This is a genomic window from Streptomyces sp. NPDC054047, assembly GCF_055585065.1.
In genome coordinates, this window is the sequence record NZ_JBVJKV010000016.1 from 72,555 (window position 1) to 91,262 (window position 18,708).

At 70.5% G+C, this 18,708-nt stretch carries 20 protein-coding genes; 11 read left to right on the forward strand and 9 right to left on the reverse strand.

From position 1 onward, the window contains the following. Positions 1-30 precede the first annotated feature (30 nt). The 10 genes from ribD to ACZ6ZP_RS39660 all read left to right on the forward strand — a co-directional run bounded on the left by ribD (position 31) and on the right by ACZ6ZP_RS39660 (position 8,553). Positions 31-1,146 (forward strand): bifunctional diaminohydroxyphosphoribosylaminopyrimidine deaminase/5-amino-6-(5-phosphoribosylamino)uracil reductase RibD, encoded by a 1,116-nt coding sequence (ribD, locus tag ACZ6ZP_RS39615; protein ID WP_469410334.1) that lies wholly within the window; start codon positions 31-33, stop codon positions 1,144-1,146. A gap of 1 nt (position 1,147) precedes the next feature. After that, positions 1,148-1,786, forward strand: a complete 639-nt coding sequence (locus ACZ6ZP_RS39620; RefSeq protein ID WP_361463344.1) for a riboflavin synthase — start codon at positions 1,148-1,150, stop codon at positions 1,784-1,786. Positions 1,787-1,842: 56 nt separating this feature from the next. Further along, entirely contained in the window at positions 1,843-2,439 is a 597-nt protein-coding gene (locus ACZ6ZP_RS39625; protein ID WP_351168882.1) for a nicotinamide mononucleotide transporter family protein, read from the forward strand. After that, complete coding sequence (locus ACZ6ZP_RS39630; protein WP_351168741.1) at positions 2,436-3,734, forward strand: bifunctional 3,4-dihydroxy-2-butanone-4-phosphate synthase/GTP cyclohydrolase II; 1,299 nt, start codon at positions 2,436-2,438, stop codon at positions 3,732-3,734. Before ACZ6ZP_RS39625 ends, ACZ6ZP_RS39630 begins: the two co-directional genes overlap by 4 nt. Positions 3,735-3,773: 39 nt before the next feature. Then, a complete protein-coding gene (ribH, locus tag ACZ6ZP_RS39635) occupies positions 3,774-4,259 on the forward strand; it encodes a 6,7-dimethyl-8-ribityllumazine synthase (protein WP_351168743.1) in 486 nt (161 codons plus the stop codon). A gap of 35 nt (positions 4,260-4,294) precedes the next feature. Then, a complete protein-coding gene (locus ACZ6ZP_RS39640; RefSeq protein ID WP_351168745.1) occupies positions 4,295-4,567 on the forward strand; it encodes a phosphoribosyl-ATP diphosphatase in 273 nt (90 codons plus the stop codon). A 52-nt stretch (positions 4,568-4,619) separates the two neighbouring features. Further along, positions 4,620-5,468 (forward strand): ATP phosphoribosyltransferase, encoded by an 849-nt coding sequence (gene hisG, locus ACZ6ZP_RS39645; RefSeq protein ID WP_351168747.1) that lies wholly within the window; start codon positions 4,620-4,622, stop codon positions 5,466-5,468. 23 nt (positions 5,469-5,491) lie between these two features. Then, positions 5,492-5,938, forward strand: coding sequence for a PH domain-containing protein (locus ACZ6ZP_RS39650; protein WP_351168749.1), 447 nt, complete (start codon positions 5,492-5,494; stop codon positions 5,936-5,938). A gap of 198 nt (positions 5,939-6,136) precedes the next feature. Beyond that, on the forward strand, positions 6,137-7,480 hold the full coding sequence (locus ACZ6ZP_RS39655) for a hemolysin family protein (protein WP_366463316.1): 1,344 nt from the start codon (positions 6,137-6,139) through the stop codon (positions 7,478-7,480). After that, complete coding sequence (locus tag ACZ6ZP_RS39660; protein ID WP_383818301.1) at positions 7,477-8,553, forward strand: hemolysin family protein; 1,077 nt, start codon at positions 7,477-7,479, stop codon at positions 8,551-8,553. The genes ACZ6ZP_RS39655 and ACZ6ZP_RS39660 overlap by 4 nt, the downstream gene beginning before the upstream one ends. Before the next feature lie 18 nt (positions 8,554-8,571). Here ACZ6ZP_RS39660 and ACZ6ZP_RS39665 read toward each other — a convergent pair whose 3' ends face one another. Beyond that, positions 8,572-10,434, reverse strand: a complete 1,863-nt coding sequence (locus tag ACZ6ZP_RS39665) for an AAA family ATPase (protein ID WP_351168755.1) — start codon at positions 10,432-10,434, stop codon at positions 8,572-8,574. 436 nt (positions 10,435-10,870) lie between these two features. After that, complete coding sequence (locus tag ACZ6ZP_RS39670; protein ID WP_469410335.1) at positions 10,871-11,527, reverse strand: uridine kinase family protein; 657 nt, start codon at positions 11,525-11,527, stop codon at positions 10,871-10,873. 205 nt (positions 11,528-11,732) lie between these two features. On the opposite strand from ACZ6ZP_RS39670, the gene ACZ6ZP_RS39675 reads away from it, so the two are divergent. Continuing rightward, on the forward strand, positions 11,733-13,097 hold the full coding sequence (locus ACZ6ZP_RS39675; protein ID WP_469410336.1) for a peptidase C39 family protein: 1,365 nt from the start codon (positions 11,733-11,735) through the stop codon (positions 13,095-13,097). 24 nt (positions 13,098-13,121) lie between these two features. Here ACZ6ZP_RS39675 and ACZ6ZP_RS39680 read toward each other — a convergent pair whose 3' ends face one another. From ACZ6ZP_RS39680 to ACZ6ZP_RS39710, 7 genes are all read right to left on the reverse strand, one after another. After that, positions 13,122-13,763 carry a hypothetical protein gene (locus tag ACZ6ZP_RS39680; RefSeq protein WP_366463313.1) on the reverse strand — a complete coding sequence of 214 codons (642 nt, stop codon included), beginning with the start codon at positions 13,761-13,763 and terminating at the stop codon, positions 13,122-13,124. 41 nt (positions 13,764-13,804) lie between these two features. After that, positions 13,805-14,437: a hypothetical protein gene (locus tag ACZ6ZP_RS39685; RefSeq protein ID WP_469410337.1), complete on the reverse strand. Its 633-nt coding sequence runs from the start codon at positions 14,435-14,437 to the stop codon at positions 13,805-13,807. Continuing rightward, positions 14,424-14,837 carry a hypothetical protein gene (locus ACZ6ZP_RS39690; protein ID WP_351168765.1) on the reverse strand — a complete coding sequence of 138 codons (414 nt, stop codon included), beginning with the start codon at positions 14,835-14,837 and terminating at the stop codon, positions 14,424-14,426. Before ACZ6ZP_RS39690 ends, ACZ6ZP_RS39685 begins: the two co-directional genes overlap by 14 nt. A gap of 64 nt (positions 14,838-14,901) precedes the next feature. Further along, entirely contained in the window at positions 14,902-16,254 is a 1,353-nt protein-coding gene (locus ACZ6ZP_RS39695) for a hypothetical protein (protein ID WP_351168767.1), read from the reverse strand. After that, positions 16,251-16,562 (reverse strand): WXG100 family type VII secretion target, encoded by a 312-nt coding sequence (locus ACZ6ZP_RS39700; RefSeq protein ID WP_351168769.1) that lies wholly within the window; start codon positions 16,560-16,562, stop codon positions 16,251-16,253. The genes ACZ6ZP_RS39695 and ACZ6ZP_RS39700 overlap by 4 nt, the downstream gene beginning before the upstream one ends. A 315-nt stretch (positions 16,563-16,877) precedes the next feature. After that, entirely contained in the window at positions 16,878-17,051 is a 174-nt protein-coding gene (locus tag ACZ6ZP_RS39705; RefSeq protein ID WP_469410338.1) for a hypothetical protein, read from the reverse strand. A 107-nt stretch (positions 17,052-17,158) separates the two neighbouring features. After that, on the reverse strand, positions 17,159-18,640 hold the full coding sequence (locus tag ACZ6ZP_RS39710) for a M1 family metallopeptidase (protein ID WP_469410339.1): 1,482 nt from the start codon (positions 18,638-18,640) through the stop codon (positions 17,159-17,161). Between the last annotated feature and the right edge of the window lie 68 nt (positions 18,641-18,708).

Here is an 18,708-nt window from a genome sequence, read left to right on the forward strand (position 1 = left end):
GTCATCGACAGGCCCCGGAGTCCGTGCCCCATGAGGCAGGAGGACCCGGTGGCCACCGCAGTCGCAGCGAACGAGCCCGAGCGCACCGCCATGCGCCGCGCCATCGAGCTCGCCGCCCTCGGGCTCGGCTCCACCAGCCCCAATCCGGTCGTCGGCTGCGTCATCGTCGACGCCTCCGGGCAGCCGGTCGGCGAGGGGTACCACCAGCGCGCCGGCGGCCCGCACGCCGAGGTCCACGCCCTGCGCGCGGCCGGTGAACGAGCCCGTGGCGCCACCGCCCTGGTCACCCTCGAACCCTGCAACCACACCGGACGCACCGGCCCCTGCGCCCAGGCGCTCATCGACGCGGGGATCGCCCGCGTCGTCTACGCGGTCGGCGACCCGAACCCCGCCGCGACCGGCGGCGCGCAGCGGCTGCGTACCGCCGGGGTCGACGTGGAGGCGGGCCTGCTCGAGGGCGAGGCCGCCGCGGGGAACGCCGCCTGGCTGACCTCCGTACGGCTCGGCCGCCCGCACATCACCTGGAAGTACGCCGCGACGCTCGACGGCCGCATCGCCGCCGCCGACGGCAGCAGCCGCTGGATCACCTCCGCCGCGGCCCGCGCCGACGTCCACCGGCTGCGCGCCGAGTGCGACGCGGTCCTCGTCGGCTCCGGCACCCAGCGCGCCGACGACCCGCACCTCGCCGTGCGGGACATCGAAGGCGCCGTCCAGCCCCTGCGCGTCGTCGTCGACACGAACGGCACCGCGGTGGCGCCCGGCGCCCGCGTCCTGGACGACGCGGCGCCCACGCTCGTCGCCGTCGCCGAGAACGTGACCCCCGCGGCCGATGCGCAGACGGTGCGACTTCCGCGCGCGGACGGCGGGTTGGACATCCACGCCCTCCTCGACGAGCTGCACACCCGCGGCGTGCGCTCCGTCCTCCTCGAAGGCGGCCCGACGCTCGCCGGGGCCTTCGTCGCCGCGGGCGCCGTCGACTGCGTCGTCGCCTATCTCGCCCCCGTCCTGCTCGGCGCGGGCCCCGCCGCCCTCACTGGCGGCGGAATCACGACCATCACCGAAGCGTTGCGGCTCGACGTGAGCGAGACCGTCCGCATCGGCCCCGATCTGCGGATCACCGCGACCCTCGTAGCGAAGGAGCACTGAAGTGTTCACCGGAATCGTCGAAGAGCTGGGCGAGATCACCGCCGTCGAGAACCTGGACGACGCGTCCCGCTTCCGCGTCCGCGGCCCCGTCGTCACCGACGGCGCCAAGCACGGCGACTCCATCGCGGTCAACGGCGTCTGTCTGACGGTCGTGGAGCACGAGGGCGACGAGTTCACCGCCGATGTGATGGCCGAGACCCTGAACCGCTCCAGCCTGGGCGCGCTCGCGTCCGGCTCGCGGGTCAACCTGGAGCGGCCCACCGCCGTGGGCGACCGCCTCGGCGGCCACATCGTGCAGGGACACGTGGACGGTACCGGCGAGATCGTCGAGCGCAAGCCCTCCGAGAACTGGGAGATCGTCAAGGTCTCGCTCCCCGCGGACCTCGCTCGCTACGTGGTGGAGAAGGGCTCCATCACCGTCGACGGCGTCAGCCTGACGGTGGTCGACGCCGGGCCCGACTACTTCACCATCAGCCTCATCCCCACCACCCTCGCGCTGACCACGCTCGGCATCAAGCAGCCCGGCGACCCGGTCAATCTCGAAGTGGACATCATCGCGAAGTACGTCGAGCGGATGCTCGGCGACCGCGCCCGTACCGCCGCTCCGGCTCCCGCTCCCGCTCAGGAGGCCACCAAGTGAACTGGCTCAACTCCGAAGCCTTCACGGCCTTCGGGCAGCACGTCATCTGGTCCGACATGGTGGGCAACACCGTCGGCCTGATCGCCCTCGCGCTCGGCTGGCGGCGCTCCATATGGACCTGGCCCGCCCAGTTCCTCTCCGGTGTCATCCTCGTCGGCGCGTACGCCTCCGCCCATCTCTCCGGCGGCGTCGGCAAGCAGCTGCTCGTCATCGGCGTGGCCCTGTGGGGCTGGCGCCTGTGGACCAACGGCAAGCAGCAGGCGCAGGACGGTTCCATCGCCGTCCGGTTCGCCACCTGGAAGGAGCGCGGGGTGCTGCTCGGCGGCACGGCTCTTGGCACCCTCGCGGTCGGCGCCCTGTTCTCCGCCGTGCCCGACCTGTCCTGGAACCCCTGGCCCGACGCCTACATCTTCGTCGGCACGCTCGCCGCGATGGTCGCCCAGGCCCGCGGTCTGGTCGAGTTCTGGTTCGCCTGGCTGCTGGTCGACGTGGTCGGCGTGCCGCTCGCGTTCAGCAGTGGTCTGGCCTTCTCCGGCCTCGTGTACGTCATCTACCTCGCGCTCGTCCTGTGGGGCATGCGCGACTGGTGGCTGCGGTCGCGCTCTGCGTCTTCGCAGGCCTCGCAGCCCGTCATGGAAGGAGCCCCGGCATGACTGCGGCACCTGTTTGGTACAGCACGGGTCACGAAGAGGACGCCTCTGACCTCGCCCTCGACCCCGTCGAGGCGGCCATCCGCGACATCGCCGCCGGGCGGCCCGTCGTGGTCGTCGACGACGAGGACCGGGAGAACGAGGGCGACCTCGTCATCGCCGCCGAGAAGGCGACGCCCGAGATCATCGCGTTCATGATGAGCGAGTGCCGCGGCCTGATCTGCGCGCCGATGGAGGGCGACGAGCTGGACCGCCTCCAGCTCCCGCAGATGGTCGAGAACAACACCGAGTCGATGCGGACGGCCTTCACCGTCTCCGTCGACGCGAGCGGCGCGCACGGCGTCACCACCGGCATCTCGGCCGCCGACCGCGCCACCACGCTCCAGATGCTCGCCGCGGGCACCTTCGAGCCCACCGACTTCGTGCGCCCGGGCCACATCTTCCCGCTGCGCGCCAAGTCCGGCGGCGTCCTGGTCCGCAACGGCCACACCGAGGCCGCGGTCGACCTGGCCCGCCTCGCGGGCCTGCGCCCGGCAGGCGCGATCGTCGAGATCGCCGGCGAGGACGGCACGATGCTCCGCCTCCCGGAACTGATCCCCTTCGCCCGCAAGCACGGCCTGACGATCATCTCCATCGAGGACCTGATCGCGTACCGCTCCAGCTCCGAGCCGAAGGTCCGCCGCGAGGCCGAGGTCCGCCTGCCCACCGCCTTCGGCGACTTCACGGCGTACGGCTACCGCTCCACCGTCGACGGGGTCGAGCACGTCGCCCTCGTGCACGGCGAGATCGCCGAGGGCGACGACGTCCTCGTGCGCATCCACTCCGAGTGCCTGACCGGCGACGTCTTCCACTCCCTGCGCTGCGACTGCGGCCCGCAGCTGGAGGCGTCCATGCGGCGCATCACGGACGAGGGACGCGGCGTCGTGGTCTACCTCCGCGGCCACGAGGGGCGCGGCATCGGTCTGCTGTCCAAGCTGCGCGCCTACGAGCTCCAGGAGCGCGGCAGCGACACCCTGGACGCCAACCTGGAACTCGGCCTGCCCGCCGACGCCCGGGACTACGGCGCGGGCGCGCGCATCCTGGACGACCTCGGCGTCCGCAGCGTGCGCCTGATGACGAACAACCCCGACAAGACCGACGCGGTGATCCGGCACGGCCTGAAGGTCACCGGACGCGAGCCCATGGCGGTCCAGGCGGGCGAGCACAACCTCCGGTACCTGCGCACCAAGCGGGACCGGATGGGGCACGACCTGCCCTGGCTGGACACCCCCGAGGTGTCCGCCTGCGGCAATCAGTAAGCAACGTACAGAGAATTTTCGAGCGACCAGGAGAAGCGCGTGAGCGGCAAGGGTGCACCCGAACTGAGCGTGAAGAACTGCGGAGACCTGAGGGTCGCGGTGATCGCCGCCCAGTGGCACGAGAAGGTCATGGACGGCCTCGTCGACGGCGCGCTGCGCGCCCTGCACGAGCTCGGCATCGACGAGCCGACCGTCCTGCGCGTGCCCGGCAGCTTCGAGCTGCCGGTCGTCGCCAAGGTCCTCGCGGGCCGCGGCTACGACGCGATCGTGGCGCTCGGCGTCGTCATCCGCGGCGGCACCCCGCACTTCGAGTACGTGTGCCAGGGCGTCACCCAGGGCCTGACCCAGGTCACGGTGGACACCGGAGTGCCGATCGGCTTCGGCGTCCTCACCTGCGACACCGAGGAGCAGGCCCTGGACCGGGCGGGCATCGAGGGCTCCCGCGAGGACAAGGGGCACGAAGCGGTCACCGCCGCCGTCGCCACCGCGACCACGCTGCGTACGATCTCCGAACCCTGGCGGTGAGCGGGGTCGACGAGCCGCGTAAAGTAAGCGACATCATGTCCAAGAAGACTTTCGAGGAGCTCTTCACCGAGCTCCAGCACAAGGCCGCCAACGGCGACCCCGCCACGTCGCGCACCGCCGAGCTGGTCGACAAGGGCGTCCATGCCATCGGCAAGAAGGTCGTCGAGGAGGCCGCCGAAGTCTGGATGGCCGCCGAGCACGAGGGCAAGGAAGCCACCGCCGAGGAGATCTCGCAGCTCCTCTACCACGTGCAGGTGATGATGGTCGCCCGCGGCATCTCCCTCGACGACGTGTACGCGCACCTCTGAGCCGTACGCCCCGCTGTCTCCAACTCCCTTCAACGCAAAGGAATCCGACCTCATGCTGCGCATCGCCGTCCCCAACAAGGGTTCACTGTCCGGACCTGCGTCGGCGATGCTCCATGAGGCCGGATACCAGCAGCGCAAGGAGTCCAAGGAGCTCGTCCTGGTCGACCCGGACAACGAGGTCGAGTTCTTCTACCTCCGGCCCAAGGACATCGCGATCTATGTCTCGGCCGGCAAGCTCGACATCGGCATCACCGGCCAGGACCTCCTGATCGACTCCGGCGCGAACGCCGAGACGATCCTGCCGCTCGGCTTCGCCCGCTCCACCTTCCGGTTCGCCGCGAAGCCGGGCACGGCGAGCACCATCGCGGACCTCGCGGGCAAGACCGTCGCGACCTCGTACGAGGGCATCGTCGCCAAGCACCTCGCGGACAGCGGCATCGACGCCTCCGTCGTCCACCTGGACGGCGCCGTCGAGACCGCCATCGAGCTGGGCGTCGCCCAGGTCATCGCGGACGTCGTGGAGACCGGCACCTCGCTGCGCAACGCGGGCCTCGAGGTGTTCGGCGAGCCGATCATGAAGTCCGAGGCGGTCGTCATCCGGCGCACCGGCGCCGGCACCGACGACCCCAAGGTCGAGCAGTTCCTGCGCCGCCTGCAGGGCGTCCTGGTCGCCCGGGCGTACGTGATGATGGACTACGACTGCCGGGCCGAGCACCTGGAGCAGGCCGTCGCCCTCACCCCGGGCCTCGAGTCGCCGACGATCTCGCCGCTGCACAACGAAGGCTGGGTCGCCGTCCGCTCCATGGTCCCGGCCAAGGAGGCCCAGCGGATCATGGACGACCTGTACGCCATCGGAGCGCGGGCCATCCTGACCACGGCCATCCACGCCTGCCGCCTCTGATGACCCGGCAGGAGACCCCGGCGATGACCGACCAGACCGACCTTCCCACGCTGCCCGTCACCTTCCGGCCCAGCCGGACCCGGGCCGTCCTGCTCACCGCGGGCGCCGCGATCTTCGTGGTCCTCACGGTGATCTCCCTGCTCATCCCGGGCCTCAGCCCGGGGGAGCGGACCAGCTTCATCTTCACCGGCGCGTTGCTGTTCGGCGTGCTCATGCTCCTGAGCAGGCCCAAGGTCGTCGCCGACGAGTCCGGCGTGACCGTCGTCAACATCGCCACCAGCAGGCGCCTTGCCTGGGCCGAGATCGTCCAGGTCAACCTGCGGCCCGGCGACCCGTGGGTGTTCCTCAACCTCACCGACGGCACCAGCCTCCCGGCCATGGGCATCCAGCCGGGCATCGCCAAGCAGCGGGCCATCAGCGACGCCCGCGCCCTGCGCGCACTCGCCGACGCCCGCAGCCCGCAGGGCTGACGTTTGTGGCCGGGTCTTGATTAACCTGGTGGCGGGGCACGCATGGTGTGCCGCCCCGCCCCTGTCGGGCCCGCCCGGTCCACAGGGGCTCCTGCTACCCGAGGAGTGACTCCCTCCGGCGATGGACGGTTCGTCCTGTAGTACATGCGCCGCCCCCTCCCGACATACCGGGACTGGACACACCAGGGAGGCGGCGGCATGACGACTTCCCTGCTGCTTCTCGGGGCGGCATTCCTGCTGATCCTGGCCAACGGCTTCTTCGTGGCCGCCGAGTTCGGGCTCGTCACCGTCGAGCGCCCGGACGCCGAGAAGGCCGCCGCCGATGGCGACCGACGGGCCCGCACGGTCGTCGACGCCCTCAAGGAGCTGTCCTTCCAGCTCTCCGGCACCCAGCTCGGCATCACCATCACCTCCCTCGTGGTCGGCATGCTCGCCGAACCGGCCCTCGCGCATCTGCTCGCGGGCCCCTTCACGGCGACCGGCCTTCCAGAAGGCGCCGTACCGGGCGTCTCCGTAGTGGTCGGCATGCTGCTCGCGTCCGCCGTGCAGATGGTGATCGGCGAGCTGGTCCCGAAGAACTGGGCGGTGTCCAAGCCGCTCCAGGTCGCGCGGTTCGTCGCGGGCCCGCAGCACGTCTTCTCGCGCCTCTTCAGGCCCGTGATCTCCCTCCTGAACGCCACGGCCAACCGACTCGTCCGGCTTCTGGGCGTCGAGCCCGCCGAGGAGCTTGCCTCGGCCCGCACCCCCGGCGAACTGGTCTCCCTCGCCCGGCACTCGGCGCAGGCCGGCACCCTCGAACAGGACACCGCGGAGCTGTTCGTCCGCACGCTCTCCCTGGGCGAGCTGACCGCGCAGCACGTCATGACCCCGCGCGTGAAGGTCAGCGCGCTCCAGACGTCCGCCACCGCCGAGGACGTGGTCAACCTGACCCGCGCCACCGGCCTCTCGCGCTTTCCCGTGTACCGCGAGCGCATCGACGAGATCGTCGGCATGGTGCACCTCAAGGACGCCCTCGCGGTCCCGGCCCACGAGCGCCTGAGAACGCCCGTGAGCCGCATCGCGCAGGCGCCGCTCCTGGTCCCCGAGACGCTGCCCGTGCAGCAGCTCCTGGAGCAGCTGCGCAGCGAGCAGCCGATAGCCGTGGTCGTCGACGAGTACGGCGGCACGGCCGGCGTGGTCACCCTGGAGGACATCGTCGAGGAGCTCGTCGGCGAGGTCCGCGACGAGCACGACCTGCTCGACCTGCCCGAGATCGCCGCGGCACCGGCCGAGGACGGCCGCCCCGCGTGGGACGCCGACGGCAGCTGTCGCGTCGACACGCTCCAGCGGATAGGACTCGACGTCCCCGAGGGGCCGTACGAGACCGTGGCCGGACTCGTCGCCGATCTGCTGGGCCGCATCCCCGCCCCCGGCGACCGGGCCGAACTGCCGGGCTGGCGGCTCGCGGTGCGCCAGGTGGACCACTACCGCGCCGAGCGGGTCCGTCTGGTGCGGACCGTGGGGGCCCCTGAGGCCATGAGCGTGGCGGAGGCCGCCCGATGAGCGTGCTGCAACTCCTGTTCGCCCTGCTGCTCGTCCTCGCCAACGGCTTCTTCGTGGGGGCCGAGTTCGCGCTCGTCTCCGTGCGCCGCAGCCAGATCGAACCGCTGGGCACCAAGCGGGCCCGCCAGGTCCTCTACGGCCTGGAGCATCTGCCGCAGATGATGGCGGCCGCCCAGTTCGGCATCACCATGTGCTCGTTGACGCTCGGCGCGGTCGCCGAGCCCACCGTCGCGCATCTCCTGGAGCCCGTCTTCGAGGCGGCGCACATCCCCGAAGGGGCGATCCATCCGCTCGGGTACGCCATCGCGCTCGCCGTGGTCGTGTTCCTGCACCTGGTGGTCGGCGAGATGGTCCCGAAGAACCTCGCGATGGCCGCCCCGGAGAGGACCGCGCTCTGGTTCAGCCCCGGCCTCGTCGCCTTCGCCCGGCTGTGCCGTCCGGTCACGGCGGCTCTCGGGGCGTGTGCGCGGCTGGTCCTGAAGCTCTTCGGGGTCGAGCCCAAGGACGAGGTCGAGGCCGTCTTCACCAGCGAGCAGCTCAACCGGCTCGTCGGCGACTCGGGCCAGGCGGGACTGCTCGAACCCGAGGAGCAGGAGCGCCTGGAGGACGCCCTGGAGCTGGGCTCGCGCCTGGTGACGGACGTCCTGCTCGACCGGGCCGCACTGGTGACCGTGGGCGCCGGGGTCACCCCGTCCCAGGTCATCGAACTCACCGGGCGCACCGGCTACTCCCGCTTCCCGGTCTGCGCGGAGAACGGCGCCTTCATGGGCTACCTGCACGTGAAGGACGTACTCGATCTCACCGAGGGAGCGGAGACGGACCGTGCGGTGCCGCAGCAGGTCTGGCGTCCGATGACGACGCTGCGCGCCGAACTCCCCCTGGACGACGCCCTGACGGTGATGCGCCGCGCCGCGACGCATCTGGCGCAGGTCGCCGACGCGTCGGGCAAGGTGCTCGGCCTGGTCGCCCTGGAGGACGTACTGGAGCTCCTGGTCGGCGAGGTCCGTGACCCGGCGCACCGGGTCTCCGTGCCCCGCAGGCCCCAGGAGTCCAGGGACGGCGCCCTGGTGTGACCGGGCGGGGCGGGGGCCTCATGCCCTCGGCGGGTCCTGCGGCCCCCGCCCCGAGAGCACTTCGCCGTACGCCTGCATGAGGTCCGGGAGCCGCAGGGTCGACAGGTCGTCACGGCTCGGCTCGCCGGGATAGCCGGAGAGCCGCAGGTCGCGGTAGGCACAGCTCTTCTCGTAGAGCGTGCGCAGGAAGCGGCCGTTGCCCAGCTCGTCGATCCACGCCTGGTCGACGACGTGCCCGCTGATGGAGCGCAGCTCGTCCAGGGCCTCCTCGTCCCACACGTCGCCGTTCTCGGCGGCCAGGACCTCGCCGATGGAGGTGAGCTCCAGGGGGCGGTACGAGGGGAAGTCCACGCGGGTCGTGAAACGGGACGAGAGCCCGGGGTTGGCGGCCAGCAGGCGGTCCATGCCCTCGGGGTAGCCCGCGAGGATCACGACCAGGTGGTCGCGGTTGTCCTCGGCGCGCTTGAGCAGGACCTGGAGGGCCTCGTCGCCGTACGCGTCGCCCTTGCCGTAGCCCGAGTTGGAGAGCGAATAGGCCTCGTCCACGAAGAGGACGCCGCCGATCGCCGAGTCGATCAGCTCGTTGGCCTTCACGGCGGTCTGGCCCAGATACTCGCCGACCAGGTCCGCGCGCTGCGCCTCCACCAGGTGGTCGCCGCCGAGCAGGCCGAGGGCGTAGAACGCCCTGCCCAGGATGCGGGCCACCGTGGTCTTGCCGGTGCCCGAGGGGCCGGAGAAGACGAAGTGTCGTTTCGGCGGCTGCACCGGCAGGCCCTGCGCGGCCCGCAGGCGGGCCATGTTCAGCTGCGCCGAGAGCGCCTTGACCTGGCGCTTCACCGGTTCGAGGCCGACCATGCCCTCCAGTTCGGCGAGGGCGGCCTCCAGGAGCGCGGGGTCGGTGGGCCCCGGCGGCAGCTGCGGCTGGACGGGGATCACGGCCTTCTCGCGCACCGCGTCGGCCTCGGACGGGCCGCCGGTGGGCGGCAGTTCGGCCTCGGTGACCTTCAGGTCGCGGCCCTCGGTGCCGAAAAGCGGCTCGATCCCGTCCGGGCCGTCGAGCACGTCCTGCCCGAAGCCGGTCAGGGCGATCGCCGCCAGGTCGGTGACCTCGTCGTACCCGTCGCCCTCGGAGATCGCCGCGAGCCGTGCGGAGGTGTCCATGAAGGAGGGGTCCACCCGGTGCACCGCCCGGTAGAGCGGCAGGGCCGCCGCCGAGCGGCCCGTGCCCTCGTGCGCGCGGGCCAGCCAGTAGCGCAGCTCCTTGCGCTGCGGCTGCTCGCTGCGGCACCGCATCAGGGCGGCGGACAGGAGCGGCTCGGCGTGGCCGAACATCTCCAGGCGTACGCGGGCCATGCCGCCGAAGAGGCCGGCCTCGATGCCCAGCATCGCGTCGTCGATCAGCGAGTCCGTGTGCCGCACCAACTGGTCCCAGTCCTTGACCAGGTAGGACCGGCACGCGTGCAGAAACCGCACCTGCGGGTCCGCGTCCACCGGCGGCAGACCCGCCAACGCCCGGTCGAGCTCCGGGACATGACGCCCGTCGAGCCAGTGCGATGCGTGCGCGAGCAGCAGATCGCGGGTGCTCTCCAGGACCGGCTGCACCCACCAGCCGAGCCAGTACCAGGAGTTGAGCGTGCGCGCGTGCCGGGTGCGCTGCTCCCCGAACCTGTCCCGGTGCTGGAACATCCGAAGGAGTGCCGTCGTCGTGTCGATGCGCAGCGCGTGCAGTCCGAGCCAGCCGTCGGCCATCCCCGGATCGATCCGCACCGCCGCCCGGAACTCCTCTTCCGCCTGCGGATAGGCGCCCATCGTGTAGGCGTCGACGCCCCTCAGCCAGGCGAGGTCGGCCGGGGCGGGTGAGCCCACCGCGTCGAAGTCCATCACGTCCCCCACAAACCGTGCCCCCGTTTGTGTACCGCCGGACCGGTGCCCGTCGGCAACTTCGCTGAACCGCCGTGCTGCGGACGGACGTTGAACCGGTGCGCCGAGCAGCAGCCGTCCGTAAGTCGCACCGAAAGGCATCGTACCTGCGGAGGAGCGCTCGGCCGTAGGGTGCCGCAGTGCGGGATCAGGCAGGTGAGGGGGAACCTCGTCGTCACCGAGGGTGAGCGAAAGGCGGCTCGCAGCGTCCGGAATGCGAGGTCGGAGGGCAGAACGAAGCCCCCGATCACGGGGGAACAACCGGGGGCTTCGCGTCTGCGGGCGACCTCGAAAGGCCGCACATTCAGAACGTAAGTCCTGTAAGGGCCCTCGGTCAAGCCGAGTTGAGGCACTCATGGAAACTCGTGAGAAGTTCCGGAAGGTGCTTTCCGCGGGTTCAGCGCACCGCCTCCGGTCCCTCACCGTGCGTGACGATTTGGCTCGGCGCAGCCGTCTCATTCGGACCCTGCAGCACCTCATATCCCTCGCGCCACTGTCGCACCAAAGACTGAGCGAAGGGGCGTGAGGGGTCATCCGCGAAGTGCCGGCGCTCCGCGGGCTCCCACCCGTCCCAGAACTCGCTCTGGACCGACCCGTCCCGGTGGCGCCCCCGGCCCCAGGCCTCTTCGCGGGGCAACTCCATCCACAGCAGCCACGCCAGGAACGGGCGCAGCGCGCGGCGGCCCGCGCCGACCCCCTCGACGAGGACCACGGGCGTCGGTGGCAGGGCGCGGGTCCCGGGGCCGAACCGGCGCGCGTGCCAGTCGTACGTCTCGTAGTGCGCCGTTTCGCCGCGTGAGAGCGGCAGGACGACCTGCCGCCGCAGCCGCTCCGTCCAGCCGAAGAGCGCCTCGTGGCTCGCGATGTCGTCCAGGTGCAGGACGGGAGCGCCGCCCAGGGCCGCGGCGAGGCGGTCGGCGAAGGTCGACTTGCCGGAGCCCGCGTGCCCGTCGACGGCGACGAGCCGGACGGGCCCGCAGGAGGGCGGCAGCCGGACCAGGGTGCGGGCGAGGCGGGAGAGGGGCGCGGGCGTGGAGTGGGGCTGTGCGGTCATCGCCTACCAGCGTACGGGTGCGGAATGCGCAGTTCCGCGCGCCGTCCCAGCTCACGCCAGTGGTCGAGGCCAATATTGGCGGACGCGGTGGGTGTCGAAGCGCTGGCAGAAGTCGGCGTGGAGCAGCCATAGTTGGCCTACCGCCGTGTATCTGACCTGCCCCTTCCGGATCCGTCCGGAACCCACGTCGACTGGGGGTCCCGCCATGGACCGAGCTGATGACATGTCCCGCAGAACCGTCCTCGCCGCGGCCGCTGCCGTGGCCGCGGTGGCCGCCACCGCGAGCCCCGCGCTCGCGTCGGGCGGCCTGAGCGGCGCCGCGCGCGCGAAGCGGCCGGTGAGCAACCGCTTCTGGACCTCGCACGCGGACTGGAGCGCCGGGAGCGCGAACGGCACCCGTGCGGTCTCCGGCGCCCGCCCCGCCGTGGAGATCGCCACGGCCGCGGGCCGCACCGACTACGCCGATCCGCACACCGGCAAGACCGCCACCTGGGAGTACGCCCAGTGGACCTCGCCCGTGCACCGCCCCACCGTCCCGGCCACGGAGGTGATCGCCTCCTGGAACGCGCGCACCCCCACCGGGACGTGGCTCCAGGTCGAGCTCCAGGGAACGTACTCGGACGAGTCGAAGACTCCTTGGTACGTCCTCGGCCGCTGGACCTCGGGCGACGACAAGGAGAAGGACATCCGTCGTACGTCGGTCGACGACCAGAGCGACGGCAAGTCGAGCATCTGGACCGACACCCTCTCCATCGACGACACCACGACGGGGCTCCGCCTCGTCTCGTACCGCCTGCGGCTGACCCTGTACCGCAAGCCCGGCGCCACGCAGACGCCCACCGTGTGGCGGCTCGGCGCGATGGCGTCCGCCGTGCCCGACCGCTTCACCGTGCCGGCGTCCAAGCCGGGTCTCACCAAGGAGCTGAAGGTCCCGCGCTACTCGCAGGAAACCCACGTCGGCCAGTATCCGGAGTACGACAACGGCGGCGAGGCCTGGTGCAGCCCCACCTCCTCGCAGATGATCATCGAGTTCTGGGGCCGCAAGCCGACCGCCGACGACCTGGCCTGGGTCGACCCGTCCTTCGCCGACCCCCACGTGTGCCACGCGGCCCGCTACACCTTCGACTACCAGTACGCGGGCTGCGGCAACTGGCCCTTCAACGCGGCCTACGCGGCGACGTACAAGGACTTCCAGGGCGTCGTCACCCGCCTCGCCTCGCTCACCGAGCTGGAGTCGCTGATCGCCGCGGGCATCCCGGCCATAACGTCCCAGTCGTTCCTCAAGGAGGAGCTGACGGGTGCCGGTTACGGCACGGCGGGCCACCTGATGACGGTGATCGGCTTCACGCCGAAGGGCGACGTGATCGCCAACGATCCCGCATCGCCCAGCAACGCGGCGGTCCGCCGCGTGTACAAGCGTCGCGAGTGGGAGAACATCTGGCTCCGCACGAAGCGCTACAACTCCACGGGCAAGGTCGTCTCCGGCACGGGAGGCGTCTGCTACCTGTACTTCCCGACCAAGCTCTCCGCCAAGCAGAAGGCGGCGCTGGCCGACGTCGGCATCCGCTGACGCCACCGCTCCCGGCGTCGCCGGTTACTGAGCCGTCCCAGGGAGCCGGAGCGTGCGCGCGAAGGCGTCCAGGGGCTCGATGGCCGCGGCCATCACCTCCGGATCGTCGTGGTGCCCGCGGAGGCAGACGTCGGGGACGCCGGGCGGGGTGTGCCAGTGGTAGGTCACCGAGGTCATCATGATGCTGCTGTCCGCGGGATAGGAGCGGGTGACCCGGACCCCGTCCCCGCCCAGGTGCGGAGAGGGGAAGGGGATGCTGCCGGACCGCTGCTGCCACTCGGGGATCTCCGGGTGCGGCACCGTGAACGCGGCCATGCCCTCGCAGGAGGCCGCGTCAGGGGCGTCGCAGTGGATGCGGGTGGCGTGCATCACCAGCGGCATGTAGGTCAGCGGAACGGGGTGATAGATGAACGCCTCGTCGGCCTGGAGCTTGTCCCGGAGCGTCACCAGCGTCTGCTCGTAGAAGTCCTTGTGGAATCGGCGGAGCTTGCGGGTGAGTTCGATGCCGTGAACGGTGGCCAGACCGGTCAAGTGCAGGTCGATCCATTCCTTGAAGGTCCGCTTGTCGATCTGGAGGTGCAGATAGCCCCAGAGATCTGGGTTGGCATCCGTGTCGATGTGGAGCGGGGCGCCGAGGTCGGTGCTCCACAGGGTGCCTTCGGACATGAGCGGTCTCCTTCGTCGGTGGCGCGGGCAGAGGGAAGCCTTCAGGCATAGCTCCAGCGGAAGGTGTTCATGACGGCGTCGAACAGCTCCACGAGGATGTCGTAGAAGGCGGGATCCGAGCCGGGCGCGATCAGGGCGCTGAAGGAGAAGGTGAGGTATTTGTCGGGCGTGCTGTCCGGGATCGGTACGAAGTATTCGACCTGCCGGTGGGCGACGTCGATGCCCTGGGAGGCGTCGGCGGGGACATCTCGCTCCGAGCGCAGTGCCGCGGTCTCGTCGAGCTCCCGCATCTCGGCTCCGGGGGTCTCGGAGGCGAGGGCGAGCAGGACCGCCTCCGGGCCTCTGTCGGGCCTGACCCGCGGGATCTCGATCGGCTCGGAGGCGACGATCGAGACGGGCAGCGCGACGCCGTGCAGGCGTTCGGTGGGGAGGTAGAGGGTCATCCCGCCCTTGGCGGCGGCCTGGCGGACGACCTTCTTCACCTCCTTGGCGAGCCTCAGCCGGGCCTTCGGGATGTCGTCCTTGGGAAAGCCGACGGGCAGCTGCGCGACGCCCTTGCGGACGATGTGCTCCATCGCTTCCTTGGTGCCCGTGTGCAGCGGAATCACGTCCCAGCCGGGCGGCGGCACCAGGTTGAAGCCGGTCGGGGCCGGGCGGTACTCAGTGGTGGCCACGGTTTTCACGCATTCCTTCCACCGCGTAGGTGACGCCGACGAAGAGCGCCCATGCCGGAGCGGCGATCATGCCCGGCCAGAAACCGAAGAACAGCGAGGGCAGGAAGAAGCCGCCGCCCATGGCGAGATCCCGGGTGAGATAGGGCGGACGGCTCGCGTACCGGGGGTACTTCACGAAGACCCAGACGTAGTGCAGGAGGCAGCCGATGATCACGGCCTCGTAGACGTAGAGGACTTCGTTCATCAGGGACTTCGGCACCAGGATCATCGCCCCCAATACCGGCAGGAACAGCGGCATTCCGATGAGCAGGGTCAGCCGGAGCCGACGGTTGGGGCCGGTGCCGAGGCCGGTGCGGGCGGCTTCGGCCTCGGCTATGCGTCGCGCCGAGTGCAGGTCCATGGTCGATCCTCAGGGGTGAAGTGCGGACGGGGCAGCGGGATGCTCGCTCCAGGAAGCAGCATCGCTACCAGTGGGTGTCGGGGGCGGGCTTGAGCGTGTTGTCCTTCCAGTCCGAGTAACCCGCGTTGTACGGCTTCTCGCCGGTTCCGAACTTCTCGTCGGTCACGCTCGTCAGGTCGCTCTTGCCCAGCGACTTGTCCACGACGTCCATCCCCATGCCGGTCCAGGCGACGCCGAGGCCCACCTGGTAGGTCTTGTACGCCTTGTCCGCGGCGGCCCCCGCGGCCGCCGGGAACGTGGCCTTGTTCGCCTGCAGCATCTTCGCCATGCCGGCCATCTCCTTGTCGCCGAGGTGCGCCAGCGTCGACAGCGGGCTGACCCTCATCGGCGACTTGACGACCAGGCCGACGTTCTGGGAGATGGACTTGCGCATGGCGTTACGGGCCGCGCCGATGGCCTGCCTCCCCTGCCCTTCCGGCAGCTTGGTCATCAACCGCCCCATGTCGTCCATGGTGCCCTTGACGCCGCTGAGCCCTCGGCTCAGGCCCGCGGTCCGGGCGGTCTGAGCTGCCCCCACCGTGGCCTTGGCGCCGCTGGCGAGCTTCGCGGCGGCCCCGAGGCCACCCACCACGAGCAGGCCGCCCACGACGTCGAAGATGACATCCGTCCAGGTGGCGTCGCCGGATGCCACCAGCAGGAGTCTGAGTCCGATGGTGAGCAGCGCGATGCCAAGGACGAGCAGGTTCAGGCCGGGGATGAGCAGCGCCAGGAAGCCTGCCGCCGTCGCGATCCAGCCGAGGACGTCGATGAAGGCCTTGATCAGGTCCGCGTTGTCATGGGCCCAGCCCTTGACGTTGTCCCACCACGAGTCCTCGATGACGTCGTCGATCTCGTCGTTGATCTTGCCGGCGTAGTGGCTCGCGTCGCTGTCGCGGTTCCCGGTGACGGTGTTCAGCCGCGTTCGGTACGTCTTCAGCGGGTCGTCGCTGTCGCCGTCGGACGGCTTCGACTTCTTGTCCCCGTCGCCCTTCTCGGCGTCCTTGGCCTTCTCCCGCTCGGCCTCTTCCTGCTTCTCCTTGGCCTCGCGCAGGATCCGGTCGGCGTCGTCCTGGTGGTCCTCGAGTTTGTTCGCCCACTTGGTGAGGTGCCCGTGGACCCGCTCGTACCGGGAGGCCACCTCCCGCATGTGCTTCTCCAGCGTGCCGGAGTCCTCGCGCAGACGCTTGACGTACTTGCCCTTGAGCTTGTCCTCGTCCGATATGGCCTTGAGGTTTCGCGCCTGCTTGCGCAGCTTCTCGGCGACCGCGACCATGTGCCGGACCTCTGACCGGATCTCCTCCGGGTCGCCGGGAACGGGGTCGTCCTCGCGCAGCGGCTGCCAGTCGACGGGGCGGCGCTTGGATGCCGGGGTGCTCACTGGCCCTTCCCCTTTTCCTTGCCCTTGCCCGCCTTGGCGAGATCCTGGTCCAGTTTCTCGAACGCCTTCTTCGTCTCCGCGACGAGCTTGCCGGTCGATTCCAGGCCTTCGACGAGCTTGGTGCGGTAGTCGTCCCAGTTGTCGACGAAATCGCCCATGGCGTCCGCGATCTTCCCGGAGCCCCAGTGCTTGTCCATGTCGTCACGACGGTTCTCGATGTCCTTGAACGTCGTGTGCAAACTGCTGAGTTGGCTCTCGCAGTTGCTCAAGAACTCATAGTCGACCGTGAGGTCGCTGCTACCGGACACGGCTCTCCCCTCCCGTGGCCTGCCCACTGCTGTGTTCGGCAGGCCGCAGAGCATGTTCAGTTCATGACCTGGATCTTCATGACGGTGGCGTCCAGGGCACTTTCGGGCAATGCGTGCGTCACGCCGTCGCGGGAGGGGAGAAGGCGTGCCACCCGCACCATCCGTCCCAGCCCTCAGCGAGACTCACGGGATCGTAACCGACGTGGCTGATCCGATCATCAGCGATGGCCCCACCCCCGGGACCAGTGCCCGGGCTGTGACAGAACGGCGAAGGCCCCTCCCACGCGCGTGGGAGGGGCCTTCGTCCGGATCGGGCTACTTCACCTCGGGTGTGCCCCGCCGCATCCGGGCCGCCTTCTCGTCCACCTCGGCCTGGGACGTGCCGGCCTTCACGACGATCACCGCCTGCGTGCCGTCCGGCAACGTCGCCTCCCGCATCTCCGTGCCCAGCAACTCGGGTCGCTTCCGCTCCTGCTCGTGGTCCGACATGAGACCTCCCAGCTCGACGGAGGCCCACCGTAACCACGGATCCGCCGTTGATCCTGTCGTACAAGCGCCCGGCGGCGTTCTTCACACGAACGCCGCCGCCAGACGGCTCAGCCCTGGACCGGATTCACCACCCAGTCCGGATGGCCCGGCATCGGCGGTGTCTTCGGGCCGTACAGCCACGGTCGCAGGAAGCCCTCCAGGTCCTCGCCGGCGACCTTCGACGCCAGGTCGATGAACTGCTGGGTGCTCGCCGTCTTCCCGCGGAAGCCGCTCACCCACGCCCGCTCGATCTTCTGGAACGTCGCGTCGCCGACCTGCTCCCGCAGTGCGTACAGGACCAGTGCCGAGCCGTCGTAGCGCATGCGCTTGAAGAGGTTCGGCTCCGTCGGCTCGGCGGGGGCGCCGAAGTCGTGGCGCCACTGGTCGTGCGCCGCGTAGGCCGTCTTCATGGCGGCCTCGAAGCTGTCGCCGCCGTGCTCCTCGGAGTACATCCGCTCGTAGAAGCGGGCGTGCCCCTCGCTCACCCACAGGTCGGACCAGCTCTTGAGGGCGACGCTGTCGCCGAACCACTGGTGCGTCAGCTCGTGCACCATGTTCCGCTCGGCGTCGACCTTCGTGCCCAGGAGGTCGGCCTTCGGGATGAGCGAGAGCGTCTGGGTCTCCAGGGCGACGGCCAGGTCCGTGTCGCCGACCAGCAGGCCGTAGCGGTTGAAGGGGTAGGGGCCGAGCTTCTCCTGGAGCCAGGCGAGGTGGTCGGGAGTGAGCTTGCGGTACTCCGCCGTCGGTTCGACCAGCGCGTCCGGGACGACGTCCCGCAGCGGCAGACCGCCCGGACCCTCGCCGTCGACCAGCTTGAACTTGCCGACCGCCAGCTGCACCAGCTGCGTGGACAGCGGCTGCTCGGAGTCGTACGTCCAGCGCACCCGGTCACCCGGGCGCTCCGCGCGCTCGACCAGCTTGCCGTTCGCGACCGCCGTCAGGTCCTTGGGCGTGGTGATGCGGAAGGTGATCGGCGCCCGCTGGCTGGGGTGGTCGTTGGCCGGGAAGATCAGCCGGGCGCCGTTCGGCTGGGGGTAGACCACCGTGCCGTCGGCGGTGGGAATCCAGCCGTAGTCCTCGATGGCGTCGTCGCGGTGCCGCGTCTGCGTCGGGTCGGCGGTGTACGTGACCTTGGCCGTGAACGTACGGCCCTTGGCGATGGGGGACTTGGGCGTGACCGTCAGCTCGTCCCCGGCGCGGGACGTGCGCGCGGTCGAGCCGTCGACCTTCACGCCGCGCAGGGTGTTGCCCCCGAAGTCCAGGTTGAACCGGGAGAGCGACTGGGTGGCCGTGGCCTTGATCGTCGCCGTCGCCTCGAACGGGGTCCGCGGGGCCTGCCAGTCGAAGTCCAGGGTGTAGCGGTCGACCCGGTACCCGCCGTTCCCGTCCAGTGGGAACATCGGGTCGCCCAGGCCGGGTGCGCCGGGTGAGGGTGCCCCGACTGCGGACGGCGCGGCCTGTGACGCCGTGCCGGTGAGGGCCGCCGTCACGGTGACGGCGGCCGCGAGGGCGAGCCGCGCTCTGCGGCGTGACGTCCGGTACGTGCTCATCGGAAACCTTTCGGTCGGATGGTTGCGCGGACGAGTCGACAGGGGTGCGCCTGGGGGTGTGCCCCGTC

Bases quoted from the DNA above. Each gene is read 5' to 3' on its own strand.
- ribD (WP_469410334.1), top strand. From the start codon at position 31: ATGAGGCAGGAGGACCCGGTGGCCACCGCAGTCGCAGCGAACGAGCCC.
- ACZ6ZP_RS39625 (WP_351168882.1), top strand. From the start codon at position 1,843: ATGGTGGGCAACACCGTCGGCCTGATCGCCCTCGCGCTCGGCTGGCGG.
- ACZ6ZP_RS39630 (WP_351168741.1), top strand. From the start codon at position 2,436: ATGACTGCGGCACCTGTTTGGTACAGCACGGGTCACGAAGAGGACGCC.
- ACZ6ZP_RS39640 (WP_351168745.1), top strand. From the start codon at position 4,295: ATGTCCAAGAAGACTTTCGAGGAGCTCTTCACCGAGCTCCAGCACAAG.
- hisG (WP_351168747.1), top strand. From the start codon at position 4,620: ATGCTGCGCATCGCCGTCCCCAACAAGGGTTCACTGTCCGGACCTGCG.
- ACZ6ZP_RS39650 (WP_351168749.1), top strand. From the start codon at position 5,492: ATGACCGACCAGACCGACCTTCCCACGCTGCCCGTCACCTTCCGGCCC.
- ACZ6ZP_RS39655 (WP_366463316.1), top strand. From the start codon at position 6,137: ATGACGACTTCCCTGCTGCTTCTCGGGGCGGCATTCCTGCTGATCCTG.
- ACZ6ZP_RS39660 (WP_383818301.1), top strand. From the start codon at position 7,477: ATGAGCGTGCTGCAACTCCTGTTCGCCCTGCTGCTCGTCCTCGCCAAC.
- ACZ6ZP_RS39665 (WP_351168755.1), bottom strand. From the start codon at position 10,434: ATGGACTTCGACGCGGTGGGCTCACCCGCCCCGGCCGACCTCGCCTGG.
- ACZ6ZP_RS39670 (WP_469410335.1), bottom strand. From the start codon at position 11,527: ATGACCGCACAGCCCCACTCCACGCCCGCGCCCCTCTCCCGCCTCGCC.
- ACZ6ZP_RS39675 (WP_469410336.1), top strand. From the start codon at position 11,733: ATGGACCGAGCTGATGACATGTCCCGCAGAACCGTCCTCGCCGCGGCC.
- ACZ6ZP_RS39680 (WP_366463313.1), bottom strand. From the start codon at position 13,763: ATGTCCGAAGGCACCCTGTGGAGCACCGACCTCGGCGCCCCGCTCCAC.
- ACZ6ZP_RS39690 (WP_351168765.1), bottom strand. From the start codon at position 14,837: ATGGACCTGCACTCGGCGCGACGCATAGCCGAGGCCGAAGCCGCCCGC.
- ACZ6ZP_RS39705 (WP_469410338.1), bottom strand. From the start codon at position 17,051: ATGTCGGACCACGAGCAGGAGCGGAAGCGACCCGAGTTGCTGGGCACG.
- ACZ6ZP_RS39710 (WP_469410339.1), bottom strand. From the start codon at position 18,640: ATGAGCACGTACCGGACGTCACGCCGCAGAGCGCGGCTCGCCCTCGCG.